Raw genomic sequence first — 23,608 nt, 5'->3', positions numbered from 1 at the left:
TTACCATCAAATATCTAACGAGACATTTCCTTTTTCATCTATTGCCGTTGCATGCTCAAAAGCAGATGCTAGATTAATCTCTTTTCTCTCAAACCATTTCGCTAAATCTTTGAATAACTCTTCTGTTTCAACCATTCTTGTGTCTACTCGCAGTTCAGTTTCATAGCTATGAAGAGACCAAGTGCTTTCACTAAATAAAGTCATTTCTACATCTAGACACATTTCTTTCCAATTAGTGGCACACAGAATAGGCTGATGCATGTCTGAACATGCAATGGTGTAACGGTTAGAGCCATTCTTATTCATAAAACAATGAACAAAAGAGGCACTCACATCGCCCTTACTAGTTTGTAAAGATTTATATAGTTGGATATCTAACAATGGAACGCTCCATTTTAATTTCATTTTTGGAAGAATTCTTTTTTTAACCGACTTGACCGTTAATTTAATAAAATAAACACCATCTTTTTTCGTTTCATCCAATACGACATGCACACCTGGTTCCTTGTTTATCTCCAAGTTTATATAGGGTGTAGCAATCACTTCCTTCATCTCCTTTACCATCATTCTTAACTTTGTATACCAACAAAAATGTAACCGCATTCAAAAATTTGTTTTCGTATTTATTACAAGTAGATCACCCTAAACGAAGCTTTTTTACTTTCTTTCATTTTATGTAAAATACTTTCTAGACTCAATGGTAAAAATCAAAGTGAAAAAAAGCATTTTTTTGCTTTATCTAGTAATCAATTAAACGCTTTTTATCTCTTAGCGCGCAATTTTCTCTTCTTTTTCAAAAAAAGATGACAAACCTAATAATATAGTATAATAATAAATAATGCAGAATGATTATACACAGAAAGGATGACAAATATGAATCATGAACCTTCTCTTCTTAAACAACTAAAATTATGGCATATCGTCGTGATAGGCTTAGGCTACATGGCACCTATGGCCGTTTTTGATACATTTGGCATTGTAACTGAATCAACAGATGGACATGTTTCAGGCGCTTATGCATTCACGTTGATTGCTATTTTATTTACAGCCATTAGTTATGGAAAAATGGTAAAAGCTTTTCCCGGAGCTGGTTCCTCTTATACATACGCACAGCAAGTAATGAATCCAAGCATTGGTTTTTTGGTAGGATGGACGGCTCTTCTTGATTATCTATTTCTGCCAATGATCAATGCACTTTTGACAAATATTTACCTAAGCTCTCTGTTTCCAGGTGTTCCAAAGGCCGTATGGATTATCAGCTTTGTTGTGATCATGACCATAATGAATATTTTTAGCGTTCATTTAACCGTTTCTTTGGGTACGCTATTAGTTGCTTTTCAAATTTTAGTCGCTATTATCTTTATTATTTTAAGTGCTACAACTCGAGGCCAAGAGCTATCATTTAAACCGTTTATAAGTGAATCGGCCTCTATATCTCTGTTATTAAACGGAGCAGCTATTTTATGCTTTTCTTTTTTAGGATTTGATGCTGTAACCACCATGGCCGAAGAAACACTTAAGCCTGAGAAAACCATTCCTAAAGGGATTCTCATTATTGCATGTACGGGAGGCGCCTTATTTATCACAGTTTCTTACTTTGCTCAGCTCCTTTTCCCTTCAGCCTCTTTGTTTCATGATTTAGAAGGTGCATCAGCGGAAATTGCTTATAAAATTGGCGGCCAGCTTTTTCAATCTATTTTTGTAGCAGCGGCCTTGACTTCAACTATTGCTTCTGGACTTGTCTCACATATGAGTGCATCAAGACTTCTCTATGCAATTGGGAAAGATGGTTATCTTCCTCGGAGAATTTTTGGCTATATTCACCCTAAAACAAAGACGCCTATTTGGAACGTGGTGATTATTGGTGGCCTCTCTTTAATTTCACTAGGTCTGTCTCTTGAAAAAGCTACCTCTTTAATTAATTTTGGTGCTTTAATTGCTTTCAGTTCAGTGAACATAGCGGTTTTTATCCATTATTTTATTCATCAAAATAAGCGGTCCTTCAGTGGATATATTTCATATGTACTTATGCCTTTACTTGGCAGTTTATTTTTGTTTTTTATGTGGCTTAACTTAGAAACAACATCCTTATTTATCGGTATTATATGGAGTATAATCGGAATTATTTATTTACTGATTGCTAGACGAAAAAATACTATTACCATTCCTACTTTTTATTTTGATTAAGGAACTAGACTTAACACATGAAAGCTACATTTACTATACCAATGAAAAAATCCGAACGTATTTGATTCTCAACCAAGAATCAAACTCGTTCGGATTTTTCTTCAACTAAAATACTTTCGTACCAGTCTCTTTTTATTTTTGCGATTGTGAGACTTTTTCCAAAATACGTCTTTTACGATAAAGCATCATTCCAACTTCCCCTATATCGCTAATTGCTTGTTTGTTAATATACGCTCCAAATACCATTCCTGCTATAGGAATCATTTGGAACAGCTTTTTCCAGCCCAAGTTGTCCCTGTAGGTTAGAAACACTTCTCTCCACCCTTGCAGCTGCTGCAAGCTCTGCGTTCGATTTCCGCTTGCTAATTCTTCTAAAATCGCACGTTTCCCTACAATGTCAGAAGACGAAAACTGCATGCATTTGACCATAAAAATTCGTTCCTCTTGCTCAGTGGGGTCGTAACCATAAGAAACAGCCACTTCTTGCAGTGTCTTAAGTGTAAGCCCTAATACAAAAGGAACATCAATAGCTAGTGTAAAAATCCCGCCTATCCCGGTTGTGGCTCCTTGAAGCTGTGCGTTCTTTTTTCGGACTTCAATAAAATGCTCTGCCAATTCATCCATTTCTTTCAGAGATAAATGCTGAATATCCTCTATCGAAAGCTGTTTCTTTTCTTGTAATTGTGCTGATGCTTTTTCTAGCGTGGCAGACGTATTAGCTAAATACTGGCCTCCATTATCAACATACTTAGCAATTTCATCTAATAATTTTTCTATTTTTTGATGAATGAATTTTGGCGTTACTTTATCTAAAGCTGAAAAAGGCAAACGAGCCAGCCGCTCCCAGAAAAAAAGTCCTTTTTGGTCTTTCTCCCACTTTTCAATTTTTCGTAACTCTACTCTTAACTGCTCATGCTCTGACATATCCTCACTCTTTTCCTCGATTTATCAGCTCTGCCCTACTTGTTTATTCCGCACATATTTAATGATAAAAAACAATGCAATTAAAACAACAATTCCGATTCCAATAGGCTGCATATATTGAGACACAATCGGCCCCACCTCTTTCCACTTAGGTCCTAACTTATATCCTAAATATACGTAAATAGCCGTTACTGGAAGCATCGCCACAAATGTATAAATAGAAAACAGCCATACATTCATTTTTGCCATCCCGCACGGAAAAGAGATAGCCGTGCGCACTCCTGGAATAAAGCGTCCAAAAAAAGCAACCCCGCTACCGTACTTATTAAAAAAGCGATCGGCGGCGTCAATTTCTTTTTCTTTCACCAAAAAGTATTTTCCATATTTTAAAACCAGCGGTCGTCCACCGTAACGTCCCAGTCCATAAAGAGTCAACGGTCCACAAACACCGCCTACTGTACCTGCAAGGATAGCCAGATACAAGTTCATATCACCTTGGTACACCCAATAACCTACTAAAGGTAAAACAAGCTCTGCCGGGACAAACTCAAACGTTAATGCTAGAATTACGCCAAAATAAGAGAGCTGTTTTAGCGCTTCAATTAAAGAAAGTAAAACCGACTCTAACAAAAATTCTCCTCCTCATATCATTAAATCTAAGACTGCAAAACTATAATTTAGCCGATTGATAGATAAAAACCAACGCGGCATAGTTTTTTCCTTTCCCTCTTTACGTATTACGTACTACAAAAGTTTCAATAAAAAAAAGCGCTAGTTTTATCCAGCACTTTTATAGTTTAAAGTTAATTTGAATAATACCTACTTTACGAAGAGCATCGTATAAAATAACTAAAGCCGGTCCTAAAAATAATCCGACAAAGCCTAAAAGTTTAAATCCAATGTACAAACTAACTAGTGCAGCCAAAGGTGAAATACCCATATTTGTAGAAAATACTTTTGGTTCTACTACACGTCTTACTACCGTAATGACTCCAAATAGAATAAATAAGCCGATTGCTAATGAGTCATGCCCTTGCGTAAGAGCAAAAATCCCCCATGGAACGAGCACCGAGCCTGTCCCAAGGATTGGTAAGATATCGACAATTACAATTAATAAACTAAGCAGCGCGGTATACGGAACATCTAATAACCAAAGCCCTACATAAGCCATTACAAACGTCATGACACTTAAGATAATTTGTGCCTTAATAAAACCAACCCCCGCTTGGATAAGCTGAGTGATGACAACTTGTAGCTTATATTTCGTTTCTTCTGTTAAAAATGACTTAATTTTATTTTTAATAGCAGGCAGCTCAAGGCTGATAAATACAAGTGCTACTAAATAAATAAGAAACTCTAATAGAAACCCAGGAACAGTAGCAGCAAAGCTAATGATGATTTCCACGGTACTTTTTAATAGAGAATCTAATGAATTTACGGTTTTTTCAAGCGTGCGCTCGATAGAAGAAATCACTTCTGTAGGAAGAGCGTTTGAATAGTATTTCCACTTAATAATAGTTGGAAAAATCGCGGTTTCATAGATTTCTTTTACAAAGGAAGGCGCTATTTTTGAAAGAGCAACCACTTGCGTAACGATTGTCCGAACAATAAAAAATCCAATAAGTATGAGCGAAACAACATATAAAATGAAGGTCATAAGCACTGCATAGACTCTCTTCATTTTAAAAGATTGATGCAATTTTTGAACAATACCCTCAAGCGCTAATGCTGTTAATAAAGCAAACACAATTGGTAAACTGTAAGGGATTAACAAACATACGATTACTATCGAGGCGATGACCCATATTCGCTTTTTCCACATACTCTACTATCCCCCTACTAGCTAAGCTATCTCTATATTTATTGATAAAGAAAGGAACCAGTGACTGCTTTTATGTAAGAATAAAATTTGGATATATTTATACCTGATGTTACATATTATAGGGTCAATTCCCATAATAATAAAGGAATTATTATGAAAAAAGCTACTTATTCTAATTTTTCGAATAGAATAAGTAGCTTTTTAATTTATAAATTAGCCGGCTCTCATGATCTCTGTACCTTTTTTAGGGTCAAATTTGCCTTCAGATTTAGACATCACAATTGCTGCTAGTGTGTTTCCTACTAAGTTAACAACCGTACGTGCCATATCCATGATTCTGTCTACTCCAGCAATGAAGGCTAATCCTTCTGCCGGAACACCGATTGTTCCAAGAGTAGCCAGTAATACAACAAATGATGTTCCTGGCACGGCAGCCATTCCTTTAGATGTAACCATCAATACCAGAATGAGCGTCAGCTGTTGAACGATCGTTAAATCAATACCGTACACCTGTGCTAAGAATAACGCTGCAATCGCTTGATAAAGAACGGAACCATCTAGGTTAAATGTATAACCAATTGGTACAACGAACGATACGATAGCTTTTGGACAGCCCATCTTTTCAAGTTTTTCCATAATACGCGGAAGAACTGTCTCAGAACTAGATGTACTGTATGCTAACAACAGTTCATCTTTCATATAGCGGAATAAGTGGAAAATGTTAATTCCTGCCCATTTCGCAATTCCTCCTAATACAACAAGTAGGAAGAAAATTAAAGCTAAGTAAACTAAGATAACAAGCTTTCCTAATGAAAGAAGTGAATCTAAGCCGAATTTTGAAACTGTTACACCAATTAAAGCAAATACACCAATTGGCGCCACTTTCATTACAAGGTTTACCACGTGAAACATTGCGTGAGAAACACCGTCGAAGAATTGTACAACTGGCTTTCCTCTTTCTCCAATTGCCGCTACTCCAAGTGCAAATAACACTGTAAAGAAGATAATTGCTAGCATGTCTCCTTCAACAATTGACTGGAAAAAGTTTGTCGGAACAATGTGTAAGAAAGTTTCAGCCACTGACTTTCCTTCTTGCTGTTCGGATGTTTCAACGTATTGTGAAATATCACTCTTCTGTGCTGAATGAATGTCTACACCTTGCCCAGGATGGAAAATATTAGCAATCAATACACCGATTACAATTGCAAAAGTCGTAATAATTTCAAAATAGAGAATGGTTTTAACGCCGAGCTTTCCGACCTGTTTACCGCTCCCTGCTCCTGCAACTCCAACGACTAAGCTTGAGATAACAATTGGAATAACAATCATCTTAATTAATCTTAAAAATAGGTCTCCTAGCGGCTGTAGGTATGTTACTACACGCGGATCATTAAACCAAATTACCCCTACAAGAACACCGAGGATTAATCCGGTAAAAATCTGCGTAGCCAAACCAAAACGAATTTTTTTCATAGATGTACCTCCCCAAAGATGTATGACATTTGTATATACTTTTCTGAAAAAACAAAAAAAGACTATTCTTAAGAAAGAACAGCCTTTTACTTACGCTATTTTGGGCTCTTTCTCTCAATGAAGCAAACGGGGTTAACTGTCGGATTCGGAATTGAGAGTTTCCTACCTTTTGTAAGGATTCACCCCAAGGCAGCTTTACTGCCGATAATGATTCCCCCGCTCTATACGATTAAGCTTATTATTCAGTTTTTATAAAATTAAAACGATCTATACGTTGTCATACGTTTTTTACAGTCAATAAAACTAAACAGAAGTCTTACTTTTACTTAACTTTATACTGCACAAATATTAATTTACTATTTTTCGACACGTTTTGTCAATACCTATGTTTATAAAACGCTTTCAAAAGGCGATAATATATATTTATGCAAAAAAGCTATTGCAATGTTGCAATAGCTTTTTCTTGCTCTTTGAGTCTCTATTAGAAGTTTAAGGGAATAAAGAACACGCGTATTTTTTTATAAAAATACAAAATATAGAATAGCTGCTAAAACAATTCGATATAGTGCAAATGGTACTAATTTGATACGATTAATTAATTTCAAGAAAAAGCGAATAGATACCAGCGCAAAAATAAAGGCGCTGATAAAACCAGCAATAAAAAACGGTAGTGCATCTGATGTGAAATACTGCCAGTTTTTAACCAATGAAAGTCCACTTGCTCCTGCCATGATTGGCACTGCCATAATAAATGTAAAATCTGCCGCTGCCTTATGGCTCATTCCAAGAAGAACCCCTCCTGAAATCGTTGAGCCTGAACGAGAAAAACCTGGCCAAAGAGCAATACATTGAAACAGTCCTATACCCAGTGCTTGTCCATAAGACATTTGGTCCACCGTCTCTACACGCGGACGTTTAGGGCCAAACAAATCTGCTAGAATCATTAATACAGCTCCGACTACTAAGCCAATTAGTACCGTATTTAAAGAAAACAAATGTTCATCAATGTAATCATCAAACAAAAGTCCTAACACTCCTGCAGGTAACAGTCCAACAATTACCTGCATTAAATTCAAGCGATTTGTCGGTCCAATTGGAGCAGCTGGCTTTTTTCCCAATCCTAATAAATTAATGAAACGATCTTTAAAAATAACTACTACTGCTAAGATCGAACCTAGCTGAATAACAATTTTAAATGTATTAGCTACTGGAGATGAAAATAATTCTTTGGAATTTAACCACAGGTCATCCACAATAATCATATGCCCAGTTGACGAAACAGGAGCAAACTCTGTTAAACCTTCTACAATCCCTAAAATGATTGCTACAATAATTTCCCACATAAAGCTATGTACCTTGCCTTTCTTTCAAATTAATAAGCTTATCGCTTCGTTTTACATGCTCAACTATTTTCCTATTTTGACACTTGCTTTTTTATCATAATTGTTAAAACTATGAAATACAATGTGTATTTGCAAAAAGATAAGAATCTTTAATAATTCGTAATAAAAACCTTACATGCTATAATCAAAAAACACGATATCAGCTTTTATTTATTTTAGAAAGCAGTCACTATGTTCGGTATAAATTCCGGTCCCTTAGCTAAAAATGAATCATCTAGACTATTTTTCTTTAGTATAAAAAATGACTAAATCATTATGTTTTTTCCATCCCCTTTACTGTCATCTATCATTTTAATCAACTAGTGCTTGCTTATACGACATATCCCCTAAGTAATTTGAAACTTTTTTCTCTCTTTTCTCGTATATAGTAGTATCTTTTTTAGGAGGCTTTTTACTATGAATGGAAATGTACGTACAATGAAATGGGTCACTGCTGGGTATGAAGCCTTGCTGGGAATTCCTTTAATTGGCGCGGGGATTGTTATGGGCTTTAGTTATACTCCTCTTTTTATTGGATTTATTCTTCATGCTATCACGCTCATTTTAGCTAATAGACGAGGGTTATCTGCGTATGGAAACATACTAGGGATTGTTACTTCACTGATTGCTTGGATTCCATTTTTAGGGTTTATCATGCATATTATTACAGCTATTGTGATTGCAATCGATGCTGCTAGACAACGCTAATTGTCTAGCTTTTTTTATTTAAGGGTTGATTTTTTACTGAATGATGGTAAACTTAAGCCGTAAATTGAATAATTTGAATGTTATTTCTACTAGGGGTGTCTGATAGCTCAGACTGAGAGAAGAGTGCAATAAAACTCTTTAACCCTTTGAACCTGATTTGGGTTATACCAGCGGAGGGAAGTAGTCTTGAAAAGAATAGTATATGTTTATTCTTTTTTCGCCTATTCCATCGGGTTCTGTCTATCACAGAACCCGATTTTTTTATGGTTCGGTATAGCTACACTTTATGCGAAACCGGAGGAATATGTAATGTCAAAACAAAATGTATCAGTTTCTATGAAAAAGCCTTTTCCAAACAGTCACAAAGTATATGTCCAAGGATCTAGAGAAGACCTTAAAGTGCCTATGCGTGAAATTCATCAGTCTCCTACTACAGGATCTTTTGGGGAAGAAGAAAATAGTCCCGTACGTGTATACGACACGAGCGGTGTTTATACAGATCCCTGTTATGAAATTAATTTACAAAAAGGATTACCGGCTCTGCGTGAAAAGTGGATTGCAGAACGAAACGATGTAGAAACATATCAAGGCCGTACGGTTCAGCCACAGGATAACGGGTATTATGATGGTGATCCAAGAGATCAGTATGAGCGCTTTATCACTAATCGTTTACCTTTGCGCGCGAAAAAAAATCAAAATGTAACGCAAATGCACTATGCAAAAAAAGGAATCATCACGCCCGAAATGGAATTTATCGCTATTCGTGAACAGATGGATCCTGAAGTCGTGCGTGAAGAAGTAGCAAGAGGACGTGCGATTATCCCTAATAATATCAATCACCCTGAGAGCGAACCGATGATTATCGGCCGCAAATTCCATGTGAAAATCAATGCTAATATCGGAAATTCAGCTATTCGTTCAGCTATTGAAGATGAAGTAGAAAAAATGACATGGGCAACGCGTTGGGGAGCCGATACAATTATGGATTTATCAACAGGAAAGGATATCCACACAACGCGCGAATGGATTATCCGCAACTCGCCTGTTCCTGTAGGGACCGTTCCTATTTACCAAGCGCTTGAAAAAGTAAAAGGTGTAGCAGAAGATCTAACGTGGGAAGCATATCGCGATACATTAATTGAACAAGCAGAGCAAGGTGTTGATTACTTTACTATTCACGCAGGTGTACTTTTACGCTATATTCCTCTAACAGCGAAACGTACGACAGGTATTGTTTCACGCGGAGGATCCATCTTGGCGCAGTGGTGTTTAGCTCATCATGAAGAGAACTTTTTATATACTCGCTTTGAAGAAATCTGTGAAATCTGTAAAGCATACGATATTTCTATTTCGCTTGGCGATGGGCTACGTCCTGGTTCCATTGCAGATGCTAATGATGAGGCACAGTTCGGTGAATTAGAAACGCTTGGTGAATTAACTAAAATTGCTTGGAAACACGATGTTCAAGTTATGATTGAAGGCCCTGGACATGTCCCTATGCACCTCATCAAAGAAAACGTAGATAAACAAATGGAAATATGCCAAGAAGCTCCCTTCTATACTCTTGGACCGCTTACAACCGACATCGCTCCAGGCTATGACCATATTACATCAGGTATCGGGGCTGCAATGATTGGCTGGTTTGGGACAGCTATGCTTTGCTACGTAACGCCAAAAGAACATTTAGGTCTGCCAAATAAAGAAGACGTTCGAGAAGGCGTTATCACCTATAAAATTGCTGCGCATGCCGCTGACCTAGCAAAAGGCCATCCAGGAGCACAAAAACGCGATAACGCGCTGTCTAAAGCAAGATTTGAATTTAGATGGAATGATCAATTTAACCTGTCACTAGATCCAGAGCGCGCAAAAGAATATCACGATGAAACACTTCCCGCTGAAGGTGCTAAAACAGCCCATTTCTGTTCAATGTGTGGACCTAAATTCTGTTCGATGCGTATTTCTCAAGATATTCGTAACATGGCTCAAGAAAATGAAAAAGATGTAAACGAAGTAAGAAAAGAAGGAATGAAAGAAAAAGCTAAAGAGTTTGTTAACAGTGGTTCAAATATCTATCAATAATGAAGTAGAACAGCTTAAAGAACAAATTAAGCAGCTTGAAAGAAAGTTATTATTTGTTCAGCAAAATTGTCAGCACATTATCGTTGAATCCTCACATTCTTCCGTAAGACGCTGCATTAAGTGTTTCTATCAGCAAGAAGCAAAAGCTGAGCCAGAAATATTTTAGTTGAAGAAAAATCCGAACGATTCATCGTTCGGATCTTTTCATTGTGATGGTAAACGTAGACTTCATATCTGTAGCTGCTTTCTAGCTATTGATTCAGTTATGTCTCCATCTCTTTATCTTTTTTTGAAACGTGCTTTCAGCACGTTCTTGACCCAATATAGTATTTTAATAATAACCCAGCCTATAAATGTACCTAGCGTATTCAAAAAGATATCATCAATATCAAATACTCGTTCTGTTAGCTTGTACTGTAAAATTTCAATCAGAAAACTGATTAAGAAACCTGTCGTAAACACTTGAATAAAACCGTCAAACCACTTCATAAACAAAGGGATAAACATTCCAAGCGGCGCAAACATCACGATATTCCCCAGTATATTTGTCAGAGTGAGCATTATATTCCCGCTGTCCCACATCAGACAGATCGTGCTAAATAAATCCAAGTTCATTGCTTTTCCGTAAACATGTTCGTTTTCCCGTATGAGAGTAGCATAAATGACCACTGCCGTATACGCAATAAATAGAATGAACATGACTTTTTTAACGATTGACCTGATGCTTACATTCACTTCAACATCACCTTCTTTGACTCCCAAAACCATTTATTATTATCTATATGTACCCGTCCACTGCTTTCATTCGTAGTGAATGCATTTACATGCTTTTTTATCCTATCACATCAATAAATAAATACAATTCCCTTTATACAATTTTATTAAACTTGATTCTTTATAAATAAAAATCCTCATTATTTTATGCTACTCATTTCATTAATTTCTACATATATAAATAATAAGAAGCAGCGAGTAACACTTCGCTGCTTCTTATTTAATCTGGATAATAAGGATTCAAATGGATTAATACTTCCTGAATATTATCATGTTTTTTCATAAGTGTTGCTTTGATTTCTCGTCCTAAATCATGACCTTCCTTAATTGTTTTAAAGTGGTCAATCGAAATACGTACATCCACTAATATGTAATGGCCATGTTCTCTTGCTCGAACGCGATCAATCCGCTTCACATCTTCAAATTCATAAATGCTTTCTTCAAGTTCTTTCAGTAGCTCTTCATCAATATTGCCTTCCATTAAGATTTGAAAAGACTCTCCCATCATTTGTCTGGCAATGTTAAAAATTAAATAAGCAACAAATATACTTGCTATTTTATCTCCGTATAACAGCAGTTGAACATCCATTTTATCACCAATAATCGATAATAAAACACCAATTGCCGCTGCAATAGAAGCAACAATATCTGCTTTATGATCAAAAGCAATTGCCTCAATTGCCTTACTGTGGTGCTGCTTCGCTACGTTTAAAGAATAACGGTACAACAATACCTTTGCTATGTATGAAATAACAGCAATCCACATGGCTAAAATATTTGGAGATTCAACCGGATGGAATAAACCAACGACTCCTTCAAATACCACATAAAATGATACAAGCAATAAAATAATTCCTACGATTCCTGAGACAATCACTTCTGCTTTTCCATGTCCATATGGATGGTCATCATCTGCTGGTTTATTTGCTACTCGTATAACCAATAAGACAATAATAGAGGCAAATACGTCCGCTGCAGAGTGAATACCATCAGCAAATACAGCATCACTATTTCCAATCCATCCTACTATTACTTTTCCTAGCGTAAGAGCAATATTGCTCCATACGCTAATCCATGCTACTTTTTTCGCAATGGACTCCCTTATACTGTTGTTCATTTCCACACCTCGACTTACTTCTTGAAAAATCAGCTTTTTTATCTTATCACTGCTCATTCAAGTGGGTCTAGAGCAATCTATTTTCGCTTAGCTATATATGTTTCAGTACCGCAAAATTACTGATAACCCACAACATGCTCCTTATTATTTCTCCGCCAACTTCTTACGGTCTGTTGCCATTGGAGGTTCTTCCATCCAACCTTGCTCAATCATAATCCGAATTCCATCTTTTCCGTACTTTCCTATACGTCCAATTAGCTGAGAAAATTCTACTGCTACATCCGAACGGAACGACATAGACAAGCCAGCACCGCAGTTATCAATAGCGATCGTCACCGCTGCGGAAGTATGATACATCATCAGTTTATCTGAAAACGGTGAAATCGTTGAGTTGGTTACATACGCATCAAGCAGACGCGGACTTGGTAAATCAGCTTCAGACAGTAACTCGGTAAAGTGCTTGATTTGCTTACTCGCAAGCTTGACTCCATCAAAAAAATAAGAGCGTAATTTTTGTGTGGTGGCTACTTGACTAAAGGCCAGCATCAGCGTTTTACCTAATACATTTGTATTAACAATTTCTTGAATAGCCGTAATCTCCAAAGAAGTTAGAGGATGCATTTGAGAGAAAAGTGGTGATATAAACGTTTTCTGGTCCACAAAATTCACTTTTACAGGATAAGGAATAAACGGAGGTCTCATCAGCATGCTTTTTCTTAAAATAACGTGGTTAGAACTCTCTAAAAGACTGTCGCTTTCTTTTACACATCGAGACAGGTGATCATAAATATCTTGCCTTCTCACTGCGCTTAGGGCTCTGGCATATTTCTTCATACCTCCAATTGCCATTTCATTTACATAAATAGCCATAAAAATATCATCAAATAAAGCAGGAACTCCTTTGTTCACATCTTGTTCCCCAAAACCTACTGGTATTGGAATTTTTTCTGAACTGAATAATTCCGTCAATTCGTCTACATGAGTTTGTGAAATCTGATGGGCTTTTTTTAAGAGCTCCTTAATCTCGGCATCTTTTACAACAGATAGAAAATACCCAAGAACACATACATACAGCGTATCGCCTAAATATTGCGCCCATAAGTAACCTAACTCAGCTGCGTTCAACCGCTGATTTTGTTGATGTTTTTGCATTTCGCTCTTTATATTTTCGTTCATTCACTTATTCTCCTTTTGGATAAAGTCGTACTTTTACTATCTCCAAAGAAGCGCTGAATAAACCGCATAAAAAAGACCTAGATAACAAGTCTAGGCCTTTTAGGTTACGCATATTTCTGGTCTTCTGTTTCTTTTCTAAAAAAGCTTTTCATCGCGTGAAAAACGTCTGATTTTTGTTTTAAAATAAAGTGTCTAAAACTTTCGTCTTGAATATTTTTGTAAGCAGACATTAAAGTGGAATGTCGATTGTACTGATTCACTTCCCCATATCCAAACATATTTGACACTTTCATTAATTCATTTACTAACTTTACACACCTTGCGTTATCTGAAGTTAAGTTATCGCCATCTGAAAAATGGAACGGGTAAATATTATAGCGGCTCGGATCATACTTTTGGTTAATTAATTCAAGCGCTTTTCGATAAGCAGATGAACAGATGGTTCCTCCGCTTTCTCCTTTGGAGAAAAAGTCTTCTTCTGATACTACTTTTGCCTCTGTATGATGCGCAATAAATTCAATTTCCACTGTTTCATATTTCGTACGTAAAAAGCGTGTCATCCAAAAGAAAAAGCTTCGTGCCATATACTTTTCCCATATGCCCATCGAACCGCTCGTATCCATCATAGCTAAGACGACTGCTTTCGATTCCGGCTTTATAACTTCATTCCACGTTTTGAATTTTAAATCTTCCGGATAAATAGGATGAAAAGCAGCCTTTCCTGTCATTGCGTTTCGCTTATAAGCGCTCATCATCGTTCGTTTTTTATCAATATTCCCCATCAAACCTGTACGTCGTATATCATTAAATTCAATGTGTTCCACAACAATTTGATCAGATTCTTTTCGCTGAAGATTAGGCAGTTCTAATTGAGCAAATAAAGCCTCTTGAAGCTCCATAAGAGACACTTCTGCTTCAAAGTAATCTTCTCCAGCCTGGTCACCTGCTCCTTGACCTTTCCCTGCTCCTTTTTGACCATCTCCAGCAGATCCATCACGTGCTACTACATCCCCAACTTTACTGTCTCCATCACCTTGACCCACATGTTTGTTTTTATCATAATTGTACCGAATTCGATATTCATCCAATGATTTGATCGGAATTTTAACAACTTCTCTTCCATTGGACATCACGATATTTTCTTCTGTAATTAAATCCGGTAAATTATTTTTAATTGCTTCTTTAATTTTTTCTTGATGTCTTTTTTGATCATCGTGGCCTTTACGATGGAGGGACCAGTCTTCTTTTGAGACAGCAAAACTTTTATCTACTTCTTTTCCCACGCTATTCCCCTCCTTATTTAAAAAACACCTGCACGTTTTTACTCGGCATGCATAAGCTATACCGAAAGTTTCTGACAAATACCTTTAGTTCAAAGGTTGGTTACTCTTATCCTATGCGCAAGAATGGTATACTTGCTAACTAATTCTTTCACTATTAACTATTCATTTTATAGTGTCTAGTGTCATGTATATGTTTATGACTTATCATATGATGGTTAAGTGCAATGCGTACTACACATTAGCCTAATTATGCAGAGTTTATTTTAAGAGATAAGAAAAACATGGCACAGATCGGAAGTGCCATGTTTTCTTGTTAGTACTGAGTTATCGATTTAACAAACTTCCTACATAGCGCAGCAGTTCATTAGCAGATACTGAATTGTATCCATGCTCATCAATCAATCGAGCCACTACTTCATTTACTTTCTTCAGCTGCTGCTCATCTGGTGTTTTAGTGGATGTTGTAATTTTCACTACGTCTTTTAAATCCGCAAACAATTTTTTCTGAATCGCTTCGCGTAAACGCTCATGGGAATTATAATCAAATCGTTTTCCTTTACGTGCATAAGCCGAAATACGAATTAGGATTTCTTCGCGGAATGCTTTTTTTGCATTTTCTGAAATACCAATTTGTTCTTCAATTGAACGCATTAATTTATCATCTGGATTTAACTCTTCTCCTGTTAGCGGATCACGAAGCTTATTTTTGTTGCAGTATGCTTCGACATTATCTAAATAATTATCCATTAATGTTTTAGCGGACTCTTCATACGAATAAACGAACGCTTTTTGCACTTCTTTTTTAGCAATTTCATCATATTCTTTACGCGCCAGAGAAATATAATTCAGGTAACGCTCTCGATCCTCAGCAGAAATAGACGCATGCTGTGCCAGCCCTTCTTTCAATGAACGCAGTACATCTAATGCATTGATTGATTTAATATCTTTTCGAATGATGGTAGATGAAATGCGATTAATGACATAACGAGGATCAATACCGCTCATTCCTTCATCCGTATACTCTTTTTGTAACTCTTCTACGTCTGCATCGTTATAGCCTTCTACAGATTGACCGTCGTATAGGCGCATCTTCTTTAATAAATCGATATCGCCTTTTTTAGGCTCTTTTAATCTCGTTAATGTAGTAAAGATAGAAGCAATACGTAACGTATGAGGGGCAATATGAACATCTGATACGTCACTTTCACGAATCATCTTGTCATAAATTTTTTCCTCATCACTCACTTTTAAGTTATATGGAACAGGCATTACAATAATTCGTGAATGCAAAGCTTCATTTTTCTTATTGGAAATAAACGAGCGATACTCTGTTTCATTCGTATGCGCTACGATTAATTCATCTGCACTAATTAAAGCAAATCTTCCTGCTTTAAAGTTTCCTTCTTGGGTTAAAGAGAGTAAATGCCATAAAAATTTCTCATCACATTTTAACATCTCCTGGAACTCCATCATTCCCCGGTTTGCTTTATTAAGCTCTCCGTCAAAGCGGTAAGCACGCGGATCTGATTCAGATCCATACTCTGCAATTGTTGAAAAGTCAATGCTTCCTGTTAGGTCGGCAATGTCTTGAGATTTCGGATCAGAAGGACTGAACGTTCCAATTCCAGTTCGTTTGTCCTCTGAGAAGAAAATGCGTTCGATAATGACGTCTTCAATTCTCCCGCCATACTCTTCCTCTAATCGCATTGTATTTAAAGGAGATAAGTTTCCTTCGATTCGGATACCATACTCTTCAAAGAAGTCTTTACGTAAATGATGTGGAATTAAATGCAGCGGATCTTCATGCATTGGGCATCCTTTAATAGCGTAAACAGCTCCTCGATCAGTAAGCGAATAAGCTTCAAGCCCTCTTTTTAACATGGTCACTAGCGTCGATTTACCACCACTTACTGGACCCATTAAAAGTAAAATACGTTTACGAACATCTAAACGCTTTGCAGCTGGATGAAAATATTCTTCCACCAAGCGTTCTAGCGAATCTTCAAGTCCAAACATTTGTCCACTGAAAAATTTATAATGTCTTTTACCATTTACCTCTTCAATTCCTGCATCCTTTATCATGTTGTATACTCTAGAGTGTGCAGGCTGAGCAATTAAAGGCTCATCTTTAATCAGCTTTAGGTACTCTTCAAATGTCCCTTCCCACTTAAGACGATTCTCTTCTTCGCGGTATCTTTCAACTTTCTTTAATATATCCATTAAAGGACCTCCCCTACTAGTTATGGTGCTAGTGAACAAGATTAATACAATCTATGCAGCAAAATGTTTGAACATGCTTTTTAAATTGTAAAATTCAGAAATTTGTCCTTGCTAGGCATTCACAGTAAAGTATTTATTAGCTATAATAAAAGAGTAAGAAGGAACGGCTAAACTTTGTTAGAGAACTTATGTCTCTAGAAGAGTTATTTTGTCATTATTATCATCATGAGATATGGGAAGTCGGTTTTAACTGCAGTAGCTATATAATCCTTTTAATTAGATTGAGGAGGAAAATCAATGCGCTTACTTTTAGTATTAGGAGTAACAATTGCTTTTTTAGCATCCATCTTCAGAGCGGGATACAATGATAAACCGGGCGTTAAAAAATAACCACTACATATCATCGTCGACATAAATAAAAAAGCGAGGTTCAATAAAATTTGAACCTCGCTTTTTACTTAAGATAAACCAGCATAATTTTGTTGACGCAGCGCTTCATAGATTAAAATAGCTGCTGTATTAGATAAATTTAAAGAACGAACATTTTCTGTCATCGGTAAACGAAGACATCTTTCCATGTTCTCTTCAATAATGTGCTTTGGCAGACCCTTTGTTTCTCTTCCAAATACGAAGAAATGATCCTGCTCTAAGTCACTATAATCAAATGTTGTGTGTGGCTGCTGACCAAATTTTGTGATGAAGTAGAAACCTGCTTCAGGATACTTTTCGAATACTTCCTCTAATGAATCATGATACACCACATTTACAAATTCCCAATAATCCAATCCAGCTCGCTTTAACATTTTATCATCTGTTGAAAAGCCTAACGGACGAACTAAATGCAGCGTCGTATTTGTTGCTGCACATGTTCGCGCAATATTTCCTGTATTTGCTGGAATTTCTGGTTGAAATAACACTACGTGTACTCCCACAAATTTTCACCTCTGCTAACAAATCTATTCATCATTATACCACTAACTTGCTAAAACGAAAGACTTACCGATCAACGATATGGAAAAAATCATACTTAATCTTTGGCGTGTAAGCCGTTGAATCTTCATAAGCCCAATATCTCATTCGACTATTATACGTGTTCGCATTCACAAGAGGCATACCGTGACCGTCTTTTGCTACAACAATCGTCGTATGATTCCATCTTCCATCTCCTTCAAAATCGTAGCAGATAACGTCTCCCGGGACAAGTTCGCTTGCTGAAGATTTCCTCACAGCCCGAAGTCCTGATTTGGAGTTACTTAAATAGCTGTGCATGGAATGAGCAACTGCCCAGCTATAGCTCCAGGCGTTCCCTCTCATCCACCATCCGTTTGCTTTTTTAGGATATCCCCGCATCGGCGCCTTTCCTGCATGCAAACACTGTGAAATATAGTTGGTGCAGTTTACCTCAAACTGCTTATAACTCTCATTAGGTTTATCCCAATGTTTTTCTGCATACTGAACAGCCGCAAGACGATCATAATAAGAGGCTCTTTCTTCGTCTTCCTCTACTTCTTCTACATCCATTTCAGCCTTATCTTCAGAAAAACCCTTTACCAGCAGCTCATCTTGAATAAGCGTATCTTTATAAAAAAGAGCTAAACGATCTTCAATTTCTTCTTCTATATAGAAAAAATCGTTTTGTTTTAAAAATGCCTGAATGTGCACCTTATATAATACTCTTGTTTCTTCCTGATCCGTATGAGCAGATTGAATAGAACCTTTCATATTACATTTTAAAACATCAACTTCTCTTTTTTTTATAAGAGACCGCTTTAGCTCACACTGATGTTCAATGAAAGGCTTAAAGTCTTCATGAAGCTCACCTTTTACATAGCTGTCCGCACGCGCTTTAATTAAAGTATATAATACATTCCTTTTTGTTAGCATAATGTCACCACTTTTCTAAGCGTTTATTATACGCTATGACTCATTAGCTAACTTTATCAATAAAAATAAGGTTTAGATCTCTTGAAGCATCTCTATACCTTTTGACATTTCTTCAATTACTTCTTGGTCCTTTTCTTTTTCTCTTAAGTTCATAAGTATATCTAACGCTTCTTTATCGCCAATTTTGCCTAACGCCCATGCCGCTGTTCCTCGAATGACAGGGCGAACGTCATTTTTAATTAATTCAATTAAATCTGGAACAGCGGTTTGATCTTTAAAATGGGCCAGTGCAATAATGGCATTACGCTGAATTGGCTTTTTCCCTCTCCAAGAACCTGAAACATGTCCAAATTTCTCTTTGAATTCACGATTACTCATCGTTAAAAGCGGTTTTAATTTAGGCTTCGCAAGTTCTGGGTCAGGCTCCATCTCAGGGTGAAAATGAAAGTCTTTTCCTTTATTTTCAGGACACACAGTTTGACATGTATCACAGCCATATAAACGATTGCCTAATTTACTTCGAAATTCTTCAGCTAAAAATCCTTTTGTTTGGGTTAAAAAGGCAATGCATCGCTGCGAATTCAGCTGACCACCTGTTACAAGCGCACCTGTAGGGCACGCATCAACACACTTATTACAAGTACCACAACCGTCCTCTATCGGTTTATCAGGAGGAAACGGGATATCTGTAATCATTTCTCCTAAATACACGTAGGAACCAAATTCAGGTGTAATAATGGCACAGTTCTTACCGCTCCAGCCAATACCAGCTCTTTCTGCTACAGCTCGGTCCGACAGCTCACCTGTGTCTACCATCGATTGAAGGATAGCTGCAGGCACTTTTTCTTTTATGAAGGTTTCAAGCTTTTGAAGCCTATCACGTAGAACCGTATGATAATCTTGCCCCCAAGAAGCACGGCAAAAGATTCCTCGACGATCTTCCTTTGTGCTCTTTGGTGCATCCTTTAATTTAGAAGGATACGCAAGTGCAATTGAAATAATCGATCTAGCTTTTGGAACAACTAATGTGGGATCTACTCTCTTTTCAATATCAGGTTCTTCAAAGCCTGAAGCATAACCTAACTCTTGCTGTGCTAACAATCGATTCTTTAACTCATCAAACATGGAAGCACTCGCAAATCCAATCTTATCGATTCCAATCTCTTTGCTATATGAAATAATTTCTTCCTTCAACTGATACGCATTCATAGTGAATAATGGCCTCCTTTCTAAGAAATTCTATATATTCATGCATTGAACTGTTTTCTCACTCAACGAAATGATAGGATGGTATCTATAAACGAACAAATACTAATTATAATAGAAAGGATCAAAAAAATGAACTTTACATTATCGCCCGCTATTAAACAGCTTTGCCCTTCTTTTAAAATGGGAATCATTCAATATAAAAATATTGAAGTTGGTGATTCTCCTCAAATGCTAAAAGGACGTCTGCGCCTCTTTCAAGAATCCATTTATTTCGACCTTGAGTCAAAAAAAGTAACAGAATTCGAAGGTGTTAGCGAGTGGAGAAAGCTTTTCAAAACATTTGGAACTGATCCAAGTAAATACCGTCCTTCTATAGAAGCTTTAATTAGAAGAATAGGAAAACAAACGTATTTGCCTTCTATCAATTCTGCTGTGGACATTAACAACTTTTTTTCATTGCAATATGAAGTCCCAATTGGAATTTATGATTCCTCTAATTTAGAAGGCCCCATCGAATTTACTATCGGTAAAAAAGAAGAGTCTTATGAAGCTCTAAATGAACGTAACATTTCTTTAGAAAATAAAATCATTTCTAAAGATGCCCTAGGAGCTTTCGGAAGCCCTTATGTCGATTCTAACCGAGCGTACGTAACTGAAAAGACAACACAAGCTGTACAGTTCATTTATTTAAAGCCTTCACTTTCAGAAGAACAGGCTTATAAACTAACTAAATCCCTAAGTGACATGTTCATTCAAATTCACGGCGGCGCAGCAACCTATCAAGTCATTAACTGATGTACGTAAATATAGCGTCTATCTTTTCAAGATAGACGCTATATTTACGCTAAAAATAAAAAACGCAACATCTCAGCTTTGAAAGCGAGACACTGCGTTGTGATAACAATATGTATGGAGCGGGTGATGAGAATCGAACTCACGACATCAGCTTGGAAGGCTGAGGTTTTACCACTAAACTACACCCGCAAATATTATCAAAATTTGTCGACCGATAAGTAAAAATAAAAACAGGAATCATCCTGTCAAGTAAAGCTAAAGTACCGATGGTCGGGGTCGAACCGACACTCCCGAAGGAACACGATTTTGAGTCGTGCGCGTCTGCCAATTCCGCCACATCGGCAAAATAAAAAAGGCAAGTTAAAATTATAAATGGTGCCGAGGGCCGGACTTGAACCGGCACGGTAGTCACCTACCGCAGGATTTTAAGTCCTGTGTGTCTGCCAATTCCACCACCCCGGCAGCTTGTAAATAAATGGAGGCGGCAACCGGATTTGAACCGGTGATAAAGGTTTTGCAGACCTCTGCCTTACCACTTGGCTATGCCGCCATTTACTCAAGACTAAATAACTTTATTAAAATTGGAGCGGAAGACGAGGTTCGAACTCGCGACCCCCACCTTGGCAAGGTGGTGTTCTACCACTGAACTACTTCCGCATATATGGCTGGGCTAGCTGGATTCGAACCAACGCATGACGGAATCAAAATCCGTTGCCTTACCGCTTGGCGATAGCCCAATATTGGAACATGCATATCGTTTATAAATGGGGCGACTGATGGGAATCGAACCCACGAATGCCGGAACCACAATCCGGTGCGTTAACCACTTCGCCACAATCGCCACGTCTATATGCAATGTTATTTTATAATTGGCAGGGGCAGTAGGAATCGAACCCACACTGACGGTTTTGGAGACCGTAGTTCTACCTTTAAACTATGCCCCTGTAAATGGTGGAGGGGGGCAGATTCGAACTGCCGAACCCGAAGGAGCGGATTTACAGTCCGCCGCGTTTAGCCACTTCGCTACCCCTCCACAATAACTGTGGTGCCGGCAAGAGGACTTGAACCCCCAACCTACTGATTACAAGTCAGTTGCTCTACCAGTTGAGCTACACCGGCATTTTAAAAACAAATGTTTTTAAAATGGTGGCTCGGGACGGAATCGAACCGCCGACACAAGGATTTTCAGTCCTTTGCTCTACCAACTGAGCTACCGAGCCTTATTAAATTTAAAATGGCGGTCCCGACGGGAATCGAACCCGCGATCTCCTGCGTGACAGGCAGGCATGTTAACCGCTACACCACGGGACCACTTGGTTGCGGGGACAGGATTTGAACCTGCGACCTTCGGGTTATGAGCCCGACGAGCTACCGAACTGCTCCACCCCGCGATGATAATATATGGTGGAGGATGACGGGATCGAACCGCCGACCCCCTGCTTGTAAGGCAGGTGCTCTCCCAGCTGAGCTAATCCTCCACTATTATGTAGATGAAAATAAATGGTGACCCGTACGGGATTCGAACCCGTGTTACCGCCGTGAAAGGGCGGTGTCTTAACCGCTTGACCAACGGGCCACTGTGCTAATTAAATAAAAATGGCGGAGAGCAAGGGATTTGAACCCTTGAGACAGCGTTAACCGCCTACACGATTTCCAATCGTGCTCCTTCGGCCACTCGGACAGCTCTCCAAATGGCTCCACAGGTAGGACTCGAACCTACGACCGATCGGTTAACAGCCGATAGCTCTACCACTGAGCTACTGTGGAATAATAACAGCCTGGCAACGTCCTACTCTCACAGGGACAAAGTCCCAACTACCATTGGCGCTAAAGAGCTTAACTTCCGTGTTCGGTATGGGAACGGGTGTGACCTCTTCGCTATCGCCACCAGACATATTATATTATACATGATTTGATAAAGAAAGCAAGACTTTTTTAAAAAGTTTTGTTCTCTCAAAACTAGGTAACAGTTTGCTGAGTAAAGCTTACGCTTTTAAAGTTTGGTTAAGTCCTCGATCGATTAGTATCAGTCAGCTACACATGTCGCCACGCTTCCACCTCTGACCTATCAACCTGATCATCTTTCAGGGATCTTACTAGCTTACGCTATGGGAAATCTCATCTTGAGGGGGGCTTCATGCTTAGATGCTTTCAGCACTTATCCCGTCCACACATAGCTACCCAGCGATGCCTTTGGCAAGACAACTGGTACACCAGCGGTGTGTCCATCCCGGTCCTCTCGTACTAAGGACAGCTCCTCTCAAATTTCCTACGCCCACGACGGATAGGGACCGAACTGTCTCACGACGTTCTGAACCCAGCTCGCGTACCGCTTTAATGGGCGAACAGCCCAACCCTTGGGACCGACTACAGCCCCAGGATGCGATGAGCCGACATCGAGGTGCCAAACCTCCCCGTCGATGTGGACTCTTGGGGGAGATAAGCCTGTTATCCCCGGGGTAGCTTTTATCCGTTGAGCGATGGCCCTTCCATGCGGAACCACCGGATCACTAAGCCCGACTTTCGTCCCTGCTCGACTTGTAGGTCTCGCAGTCAAGCTCCCTTGTGCCTTTAC

The 23,608-nt window shown here is 38.1% G+C and carries 19 protein-coding genes, 17 tRNA genes, 2 rRNA genes and 2 riboswitches (1 of these 40 running past the window's edge); of the genes, 5 read left to right on the top strand and 33 right to left on the bottom strand.

Features of this window, described 5'->3' with window-relative positions; genetic code table 11:
* Window positions 1–6 precede the first annotated feature (6 nt).
* Entirely contained in the window at window positions 7–552 is a 546-nt protein-coding gene (locus BG04_RS13795; protein ID WP_230586593.1) for a hypothetical protein, read from the bottom strand.
* A 321-nt stretch (window positions 553–873) separates the two neighbouring features.
* Here BG04_RS13795 and BG04_RS13790 point away from each other — a divergent pair, with 321 nt between their 5' ends.
* On the top strand, window positions 874–2,187 hold the full coding sequence (locus BG04_RS13790) for an APC family permease (RefSeq protein ID WP_034654656.1): 1,314 nt from the start codon (window positions 874–876) through the stop codon (window positions 2,185–2,187).
* A 132-nt stretch (window positions 2,188–2,319) separates the two neighbouring features.
* On the opposite strand, the gene BG04_RS13785 is transcribed toward BG04_RS13790, so the two are convergent.
* The 5 genes from BG04_RS13785 to BG04_RS13765 all read right to left on the bottom strand — a co-directional run bounded on the left by BG04_RS13785 (window position 2,320) and on the right by BG04_RS13765 (window position 7,749).
* Entirely contained in the window at window positions 2,320–3,111 is a 792-nt protein-coding gene (locus BG04_RS13785; protein WP_034654654.1) for an EcsC family protein, read from the bottom strand.
* A gap of 24 nt (window positions 3,112–3,135) precedes the next feature.
* Window positions 3,136–3,741, bottom strand: coding sequence for a DedA family protein (locus tag BG04_RS13780; protein ID WP_013081566.1), 606 nt, complete (start codon window positions 3,739–3,741; stop codon window positions 3,136–3,138).
* Window positions 3,742–3,901: 160 nt separating this feature from the next.
* On the bottom strand, window positions 3,902–4,933 hold the full coding sequence (ytvI, locus tag BG04_RS13775) for a sporulation integral membrane protein YtvI (RefSeq protein WP_016762885.1): 1,032 nt from the start codon (window positions 4,931–4,933) through the stop codon (window positions 3,902–3,904).
* Window positions 4,934–5,146: 213 nt separating this feature from the next.
* Complete coding sequence (locus tag BG04_RS13770) at window positions 5,147–6,406, bottom strand: glutamate/proton symporter GltT (protein WP_016762884.1); 1,260 nt, start codon at window positions 6,404–6,406, stop codon at window positions 5,147–5,149.
* 106 nt (window positions 6,407–6,512) lie between these two features.
* Window positions 6,513–6,652, bottom strand: a riboswitch (cyclic di-AMP (ydaO/yuaA leader).
* A 272-nt stretch (window positions 6,653–6,924) separates the two neighbouring features.
* Complete coding sequence (locus tag BG04_RS13765) at window positions 6,925–7,749, bottom strand: undecaprenyl-diphosphate phosphatase (protein ID WP_013055186.1); 825 nt, start codon at window positions 7,747–7,749, stop codon at window positions 6,925–6,927.
* 456 nt (window positions 7,750–8,205) lie between these two features.
* On the opposite strand from BG04_RS13765, the gene BG04_RS13760 reads away from it, so the two are divergent.
* The 3 genes from BG04_RS13760 to BG04_RS13750 all read left to right on the top strand — a co-directional run bounded on the left by BG04_RS13760 (window position 8,206) and on the right by BG04_RS13750 (window position 10,741).
* Window positions 8,206–8,496 carry a hypothetical protein gene (locus tag BG04_RS13760; protein ID WP_034654652.1) on the top strand — a complete coding sequence of 97 codons (291 nt, stop codon included), beginning with the start codon at window positions 8,206–8,208 and terminating at the stop codon, window positions 8,494–8,496.
* An 81-nt stretch (window positions 8,497–8,577) separates the two neighbouring features.
* Window positions 8,578–8,692: riboswitch (TPP riboswitch) on the top strand.
* A 113-nt stretch (window positions 8,693–8,805) separates the two neighbouring features.
* Window positions 8,806–10,575, top strand: coding sequence for a phosphomethylpyrimidine synthase ThiC (gene thiC, locus BG04_RS13755; RefSeq protein ID WP_016762883.1), 1,770 nt, complete (start codon window positions 8,806–8,808; stop codon window positions 10,573–10,575).
* Window positions 10,553–10,741, top strand: a complete 189-nt coding sequence (locus BG04_RS13750) for a hypothetical protein (RefSeq protein WP_034654651.1) — start codon at window positions 10,553–10,555, stop codon at window positions 10,739–10,741. Before thiC ends, BG04_RS13750 begins: the two co-directional genes overlap by 23 nt.
* A gap of 113 nt (window positions 10,742–10,854) precedes the next feature.
* On the opposite strand, the gene BG04_RS13745 is transcribed toward BG04_RS13750, so the two are convergent.
* From BG04_RS13745 to queG, 8 genes are all read right to left on the bottom strand, one after another.
* Entirely contained in the window at window positions 10,855–11,310 is a 456-nt protein-coding gene (locus BG04_RS13745; RefSeq protein ID WP_230586592.1) for a VanZ family protein, read from the bottom strand.
* 259 nt (window positions 11,311–11,569) lie between these two features.
* On the bottom strand, window positions 11,570–12,466 hold the full coding sequence (locus BG04_RS13740; RefSeq protein WP_014461808.1) for a cation diffusion facilitator family transporter: 897 nt from the start codon (window positions 12,464–12,466) through the stop codon (window positions 11,570–11,572).
* A gap of 144 nt (window positions 12,467–12,610) precedes the next feature.
* Window positions 12,611–13,642: a DUF3231 family protein gene (locus BG04_RS13735; protein WP_034654646.1), complete on the bottom strand. Its 1,032-nt coding sequence runs from the start codon at window positions 13,640–13,642 to the stop codon at window positions 12,611–12,613.
* A 104-nt stretch (window positions 13,643–13,746) separates the two neighbouring features.
* Window positions 13,747–14,925, bottom strand: coding sequence for a sporulation protein YhbH (yhbH, locus tag BG04_RS13730; protein WP_013055180.1), 1,179 nt, complete (start codon window positions 14,923–14,925; stop codon window positions 13,747–13,749).
* A 324-nt stretch (window positions 14,926–15,249) separates the two neighbouring features.
* A complete protein-coding gene (locus BG04_RS13725; protein ID WP_013055179.1) occupies window positions 15,250–17,145 on the bottom strand; it encodes a PrkA family serine protein kinase in 1,896 nt (631 codons plus the stop codon).
* Window positions 17,146–17,603: 458 nt separating this feature from the next.
* The gene (trmL, locus tag BG04_RS13720; protein WP_016762878.1) at window positions 17,604–18,077 is read right to left on the bottom strand and encodes a tRNA (uridine(34)/cytosine(34)/5-carboxymethylaminomethyluridine(34)-2'-O)-methyltransferase TrmL; all 474 of its coding nucleotides are present in this window, start codon (window positions 18,075–18,077) and stop codon (window positions 17,604–17,606) included.
* A 64-nt stretch (window positions 18,078–18,141) separates the two neighbouring features.
* Window positions 18,142–19,029 carry an amidase domain-containing protein gene (locus BG04_RS13715; protein ID WP_016762877.1) on the bottom strand — a complete coding sequence of 296 codons (888 nt, stop codon included), beginning with the start codon at window positions 19,027–19,029 and terminating at the stop codon, window positions 18,142–18,144.
* 72 nt (window positions 19,030–19,101) lie between these two features.
* Window positions 19,102–20,238: a tRNA epoxyqueuosine(34) reductase QueG gene (queG, locus tag BG04_RS13710; RefSeq protein ID WP_016762876.1), complete on the bottom strand. Its 1,137-nt coding sequence runs from the start codon at window positions 20,236–20,238 to the stop codon at window positions 19,102–19,104.
* A gap of 129 nt (window positions 20,239–20,367) precedes the next feature.
* Between queG and BG04_RS13705 the strand changes: the two genes are divergently transcribed.
* Window positions 20,368–21,033, top strand: a complete 666-nt coding sequence (locus BG04_RS13705; protein WP_034654644.1) for a B3/B4 domain-containing protein — start codon at window positions 20,368–20,370, stop codon at window positions 21,031–21,033.
* Between the two features lie 115 nt (window positions 21,034–21,148).
* Here BG04_RS13705 and BG04_RS13700 read toward each other — a convergent pair.
* The 19 genes from BG04_RS13700 to BG04_RS13610 all read right to left on the bottom strand — a co-directional run.
* Window positions 21,149–21,222, bottom strand: a tRNA-Gly gene (locus BG04_RS13700).
* Between the two features lie 72 nt (window positions 21,223–21,294).
* Window positions 21,295–21,376 (bottom strand) — tRNA-Leu (locus BG04_RS13695).
* Window positions 21,377–21,406: 30 nt separating this feature from the next.
* Window positions 21,407–21,495, bottom strand: a tRNA-Leu gene (locus BG04_RS13690).
* Between the two features lie 14 nt (window positions 21,496–21,509).
* Window positions 21,510–21,583 (bottom strand) — tRNA-Cys (locus BG04_RS13685).
* A gap of 32 nt (window positions 21,584–21,615) precedes the next feature.
* Window positions 21,616–21,690: transfer RNA gene (locus BG04_RS13680), tRNA-Gly, on the bottom strand.
* A 5-nt stretch (window positions 21,691–21,695) separates the two neighbouring features.
* Window positions 21,696–21,770 (bottom strand) — tRNA-Gln (locus BG04_RS13675).
* A gap of 28 nt (window positions 21,771–21,798) precedes the next feature.
* Window positions 21,799–21,874 (bottom strand) — tRNA-His (locus BG04_RS13670).
* A 29-nt stretch (window positions 21,875–21,903) separates the two neighbouring features.
* Window positions 21,904–21,977, bottom strand: a tRNA-Trp gene (locus tag BG04_RS13665).
* Window positions 21,978–21,982: 5 nt separating this feature from the next.
* Window positions 21,983–22,066: transfer RNA gene (locus BG04_RS13660), tRNA-Tyr, on the bottom strand.
* Window positions 22,067–22,076: 10 nt separating this feature from the next.
* A tRNA-Thr gene (locus BG04_RS13655) sits at window positions 22,077–22,152 on the bottom strand.
* A 25-nt stretch (window positions 22,153–22,177) separates the two neighbouring features.
* Window positions 22,178–22,253 (bottom strand) — tRNA-Phe (locus BG04_RS13650).
* A 15-nt stretch (window positions 22,254–22,268) separates the two neighbouring features.
* A tRNA-Asp gene (locus tag BG04_RS13645) sits at window positions 22,269–22,344 on the bottom strand.
* A 3-nt stretch (window positions 22,345–22,347) separates the two neighbouring features.
* Window positions 22,348–22,424, bottom strand: a tRNA-Met gene (locus tag BG04_RS13640).
* Between the two features lie 11 nt (window positions 22,425–22,435).
* Window positions 22,436–22,511, bottom strand: a tRNA-Val gene (locus BG04_RS13635).
* Between the two features lie 23 nt (window positions 22,512–22,534).
* A tRNA-Glu gene (locus tag BG04_RS13630) sits at window positions 22,535–22,609 on the bottom strand.
* 21 nt (window positions 22,610–22,630) lie between these two features.
* Window positions 22,631–22,722 (bottom strand) — tRNA-Ser (locus BG04_RS13625).
* Between the two features lie 3 nt (window positions 22,723–22,725).
* A tRNA-Asn gene (locus tag BG04_RS13620) sits at window positions 22,726–22,800 on the bottom strand.
* 9 nt (window positions 22,801–22,809) lie between these two features.
* A 5S ribosomal RNA gene (gene rrf, locus BG04_RS13615) occupies window positions 22,810–22,925 on the bottom strand.
* A gap of 108 nt (window positions 22,926–23,033) precedes the next feature.
* Window positions 23,034–23,608: ribosomal RNA gene (locus BG04_RS13610) — 23S ribosomal RNA — on the bottom strand; it runs 2,361 nt beyond the window's last position.

The organism is Priestia megaterium NBRC 15308 = ATCC 14581, from assembly GCF_000832985.1.
Taxonomy (GTDB): domain Bacteria; phylum Bacillota; class Bacilli; order Bacillales; family Bacillaceae_H; genus Priestia; species Priestia megaterium.
Note: the sequence above shows the minus strand (reverse complement) of the source record. Positions and strands in the feature narration are given on the sequence as shown.

Bases quoted from the DNA above. Each gene is read 5' to 3' on its own strand.
- BG04_RS13795 (WP_230586593.1), bottom strand. From the start codon at position 552: ATGAAGGAAGTGATTGCTACACCCTATATAAACTTGGAGATAAACAAG.
- BG04_RS13790 (WP_034654656.1), top strand. From the start codon at position 874: ATGAATCATGAACCTTCTCTTCTTAAACAACTAAAATTATGGCATATC.
- BG04_RS13785 (WP_034654654.1), bottom strand. From the start codon at position 3,111: ATGTCAGAGCATGAGCAGTTAAGAGTAGAGTTACGAAAAATTGAAAAG.
- ytvI (WP_016762885.1), bottom strand. From the start codon at position 4,933: ATGTGGAAAAAGCGAATATGGGTCATCGCCTCGATAGTAATCGTATGT.
- BG04_RS13770 (WP_016762884.1), bottom strand. From the start codon at position 6,406: ATGAAAAAAATTCGTTTTGGTTTGGCTACGCAGATTTTTACCGGATTA.
- BG04_RS13765 (WP_013055186.1), bottom strand. From the start codon at position 7,749: ATGTGGGAAATTATTGTAGCAATCATTTTAGGGATTGTAGAAGGTTTA.
- BG04_RS13760 (WP_034654652.1), top strand. From the start codon at position 8,206: ATGAATGGAAATGTACGTACAATGAAATGGGTCACTGCTGGGTATGAA.
- thiC (WP_016762883.1), top strand. From the start codon at position 8,806: ATGTCAAAACAAAATGTATCAGTTTCTATGAAAAAGCCTTTTCCAAAC.
- BG04_RS13740 (WP_014461808.1), bottom strand. From the start codon at position 12,466: ATGAACAACAGTATAAGGGAGTCCATTGCGAAAAAAGTAGCATGGATT.
- BG04_RS13735 (WP_034654646.1), bottom strand. From the start codon at position 13,642: ATGAACGAAAATATAAAGAGCGAAATGCAAAAACATCAACAAAATCAG.
- BG04_RS13725 (WP_013055179.1), bottom strand. From the start codon at position 17,145: ATGGATATATTAAAGAAAGTTGAAAGATACCGCGAAGAAGAGAATCGT.
- BG04_RS13715 (WP_016762877.1), bottom strand. From the start codon at position 19,029: ATGCTAACAAAAAGGAATGTATTATATACTTTAATTAAAGCGCGTGCG.
- queG (WP_016762876.1), bottom strand. From the start codon at position 20,238: ATGAATGCGTATCAGTTGAAGGAAGAAATTATTTCATATAGCAAAGAG.
- BG04_RS13705 (WP_034654644.1), top strand. From the start codon at position 20,368: ATGAACTTTACATTATCGCCCGCTATTAAACAGCTTTGCCCTTCTTTT.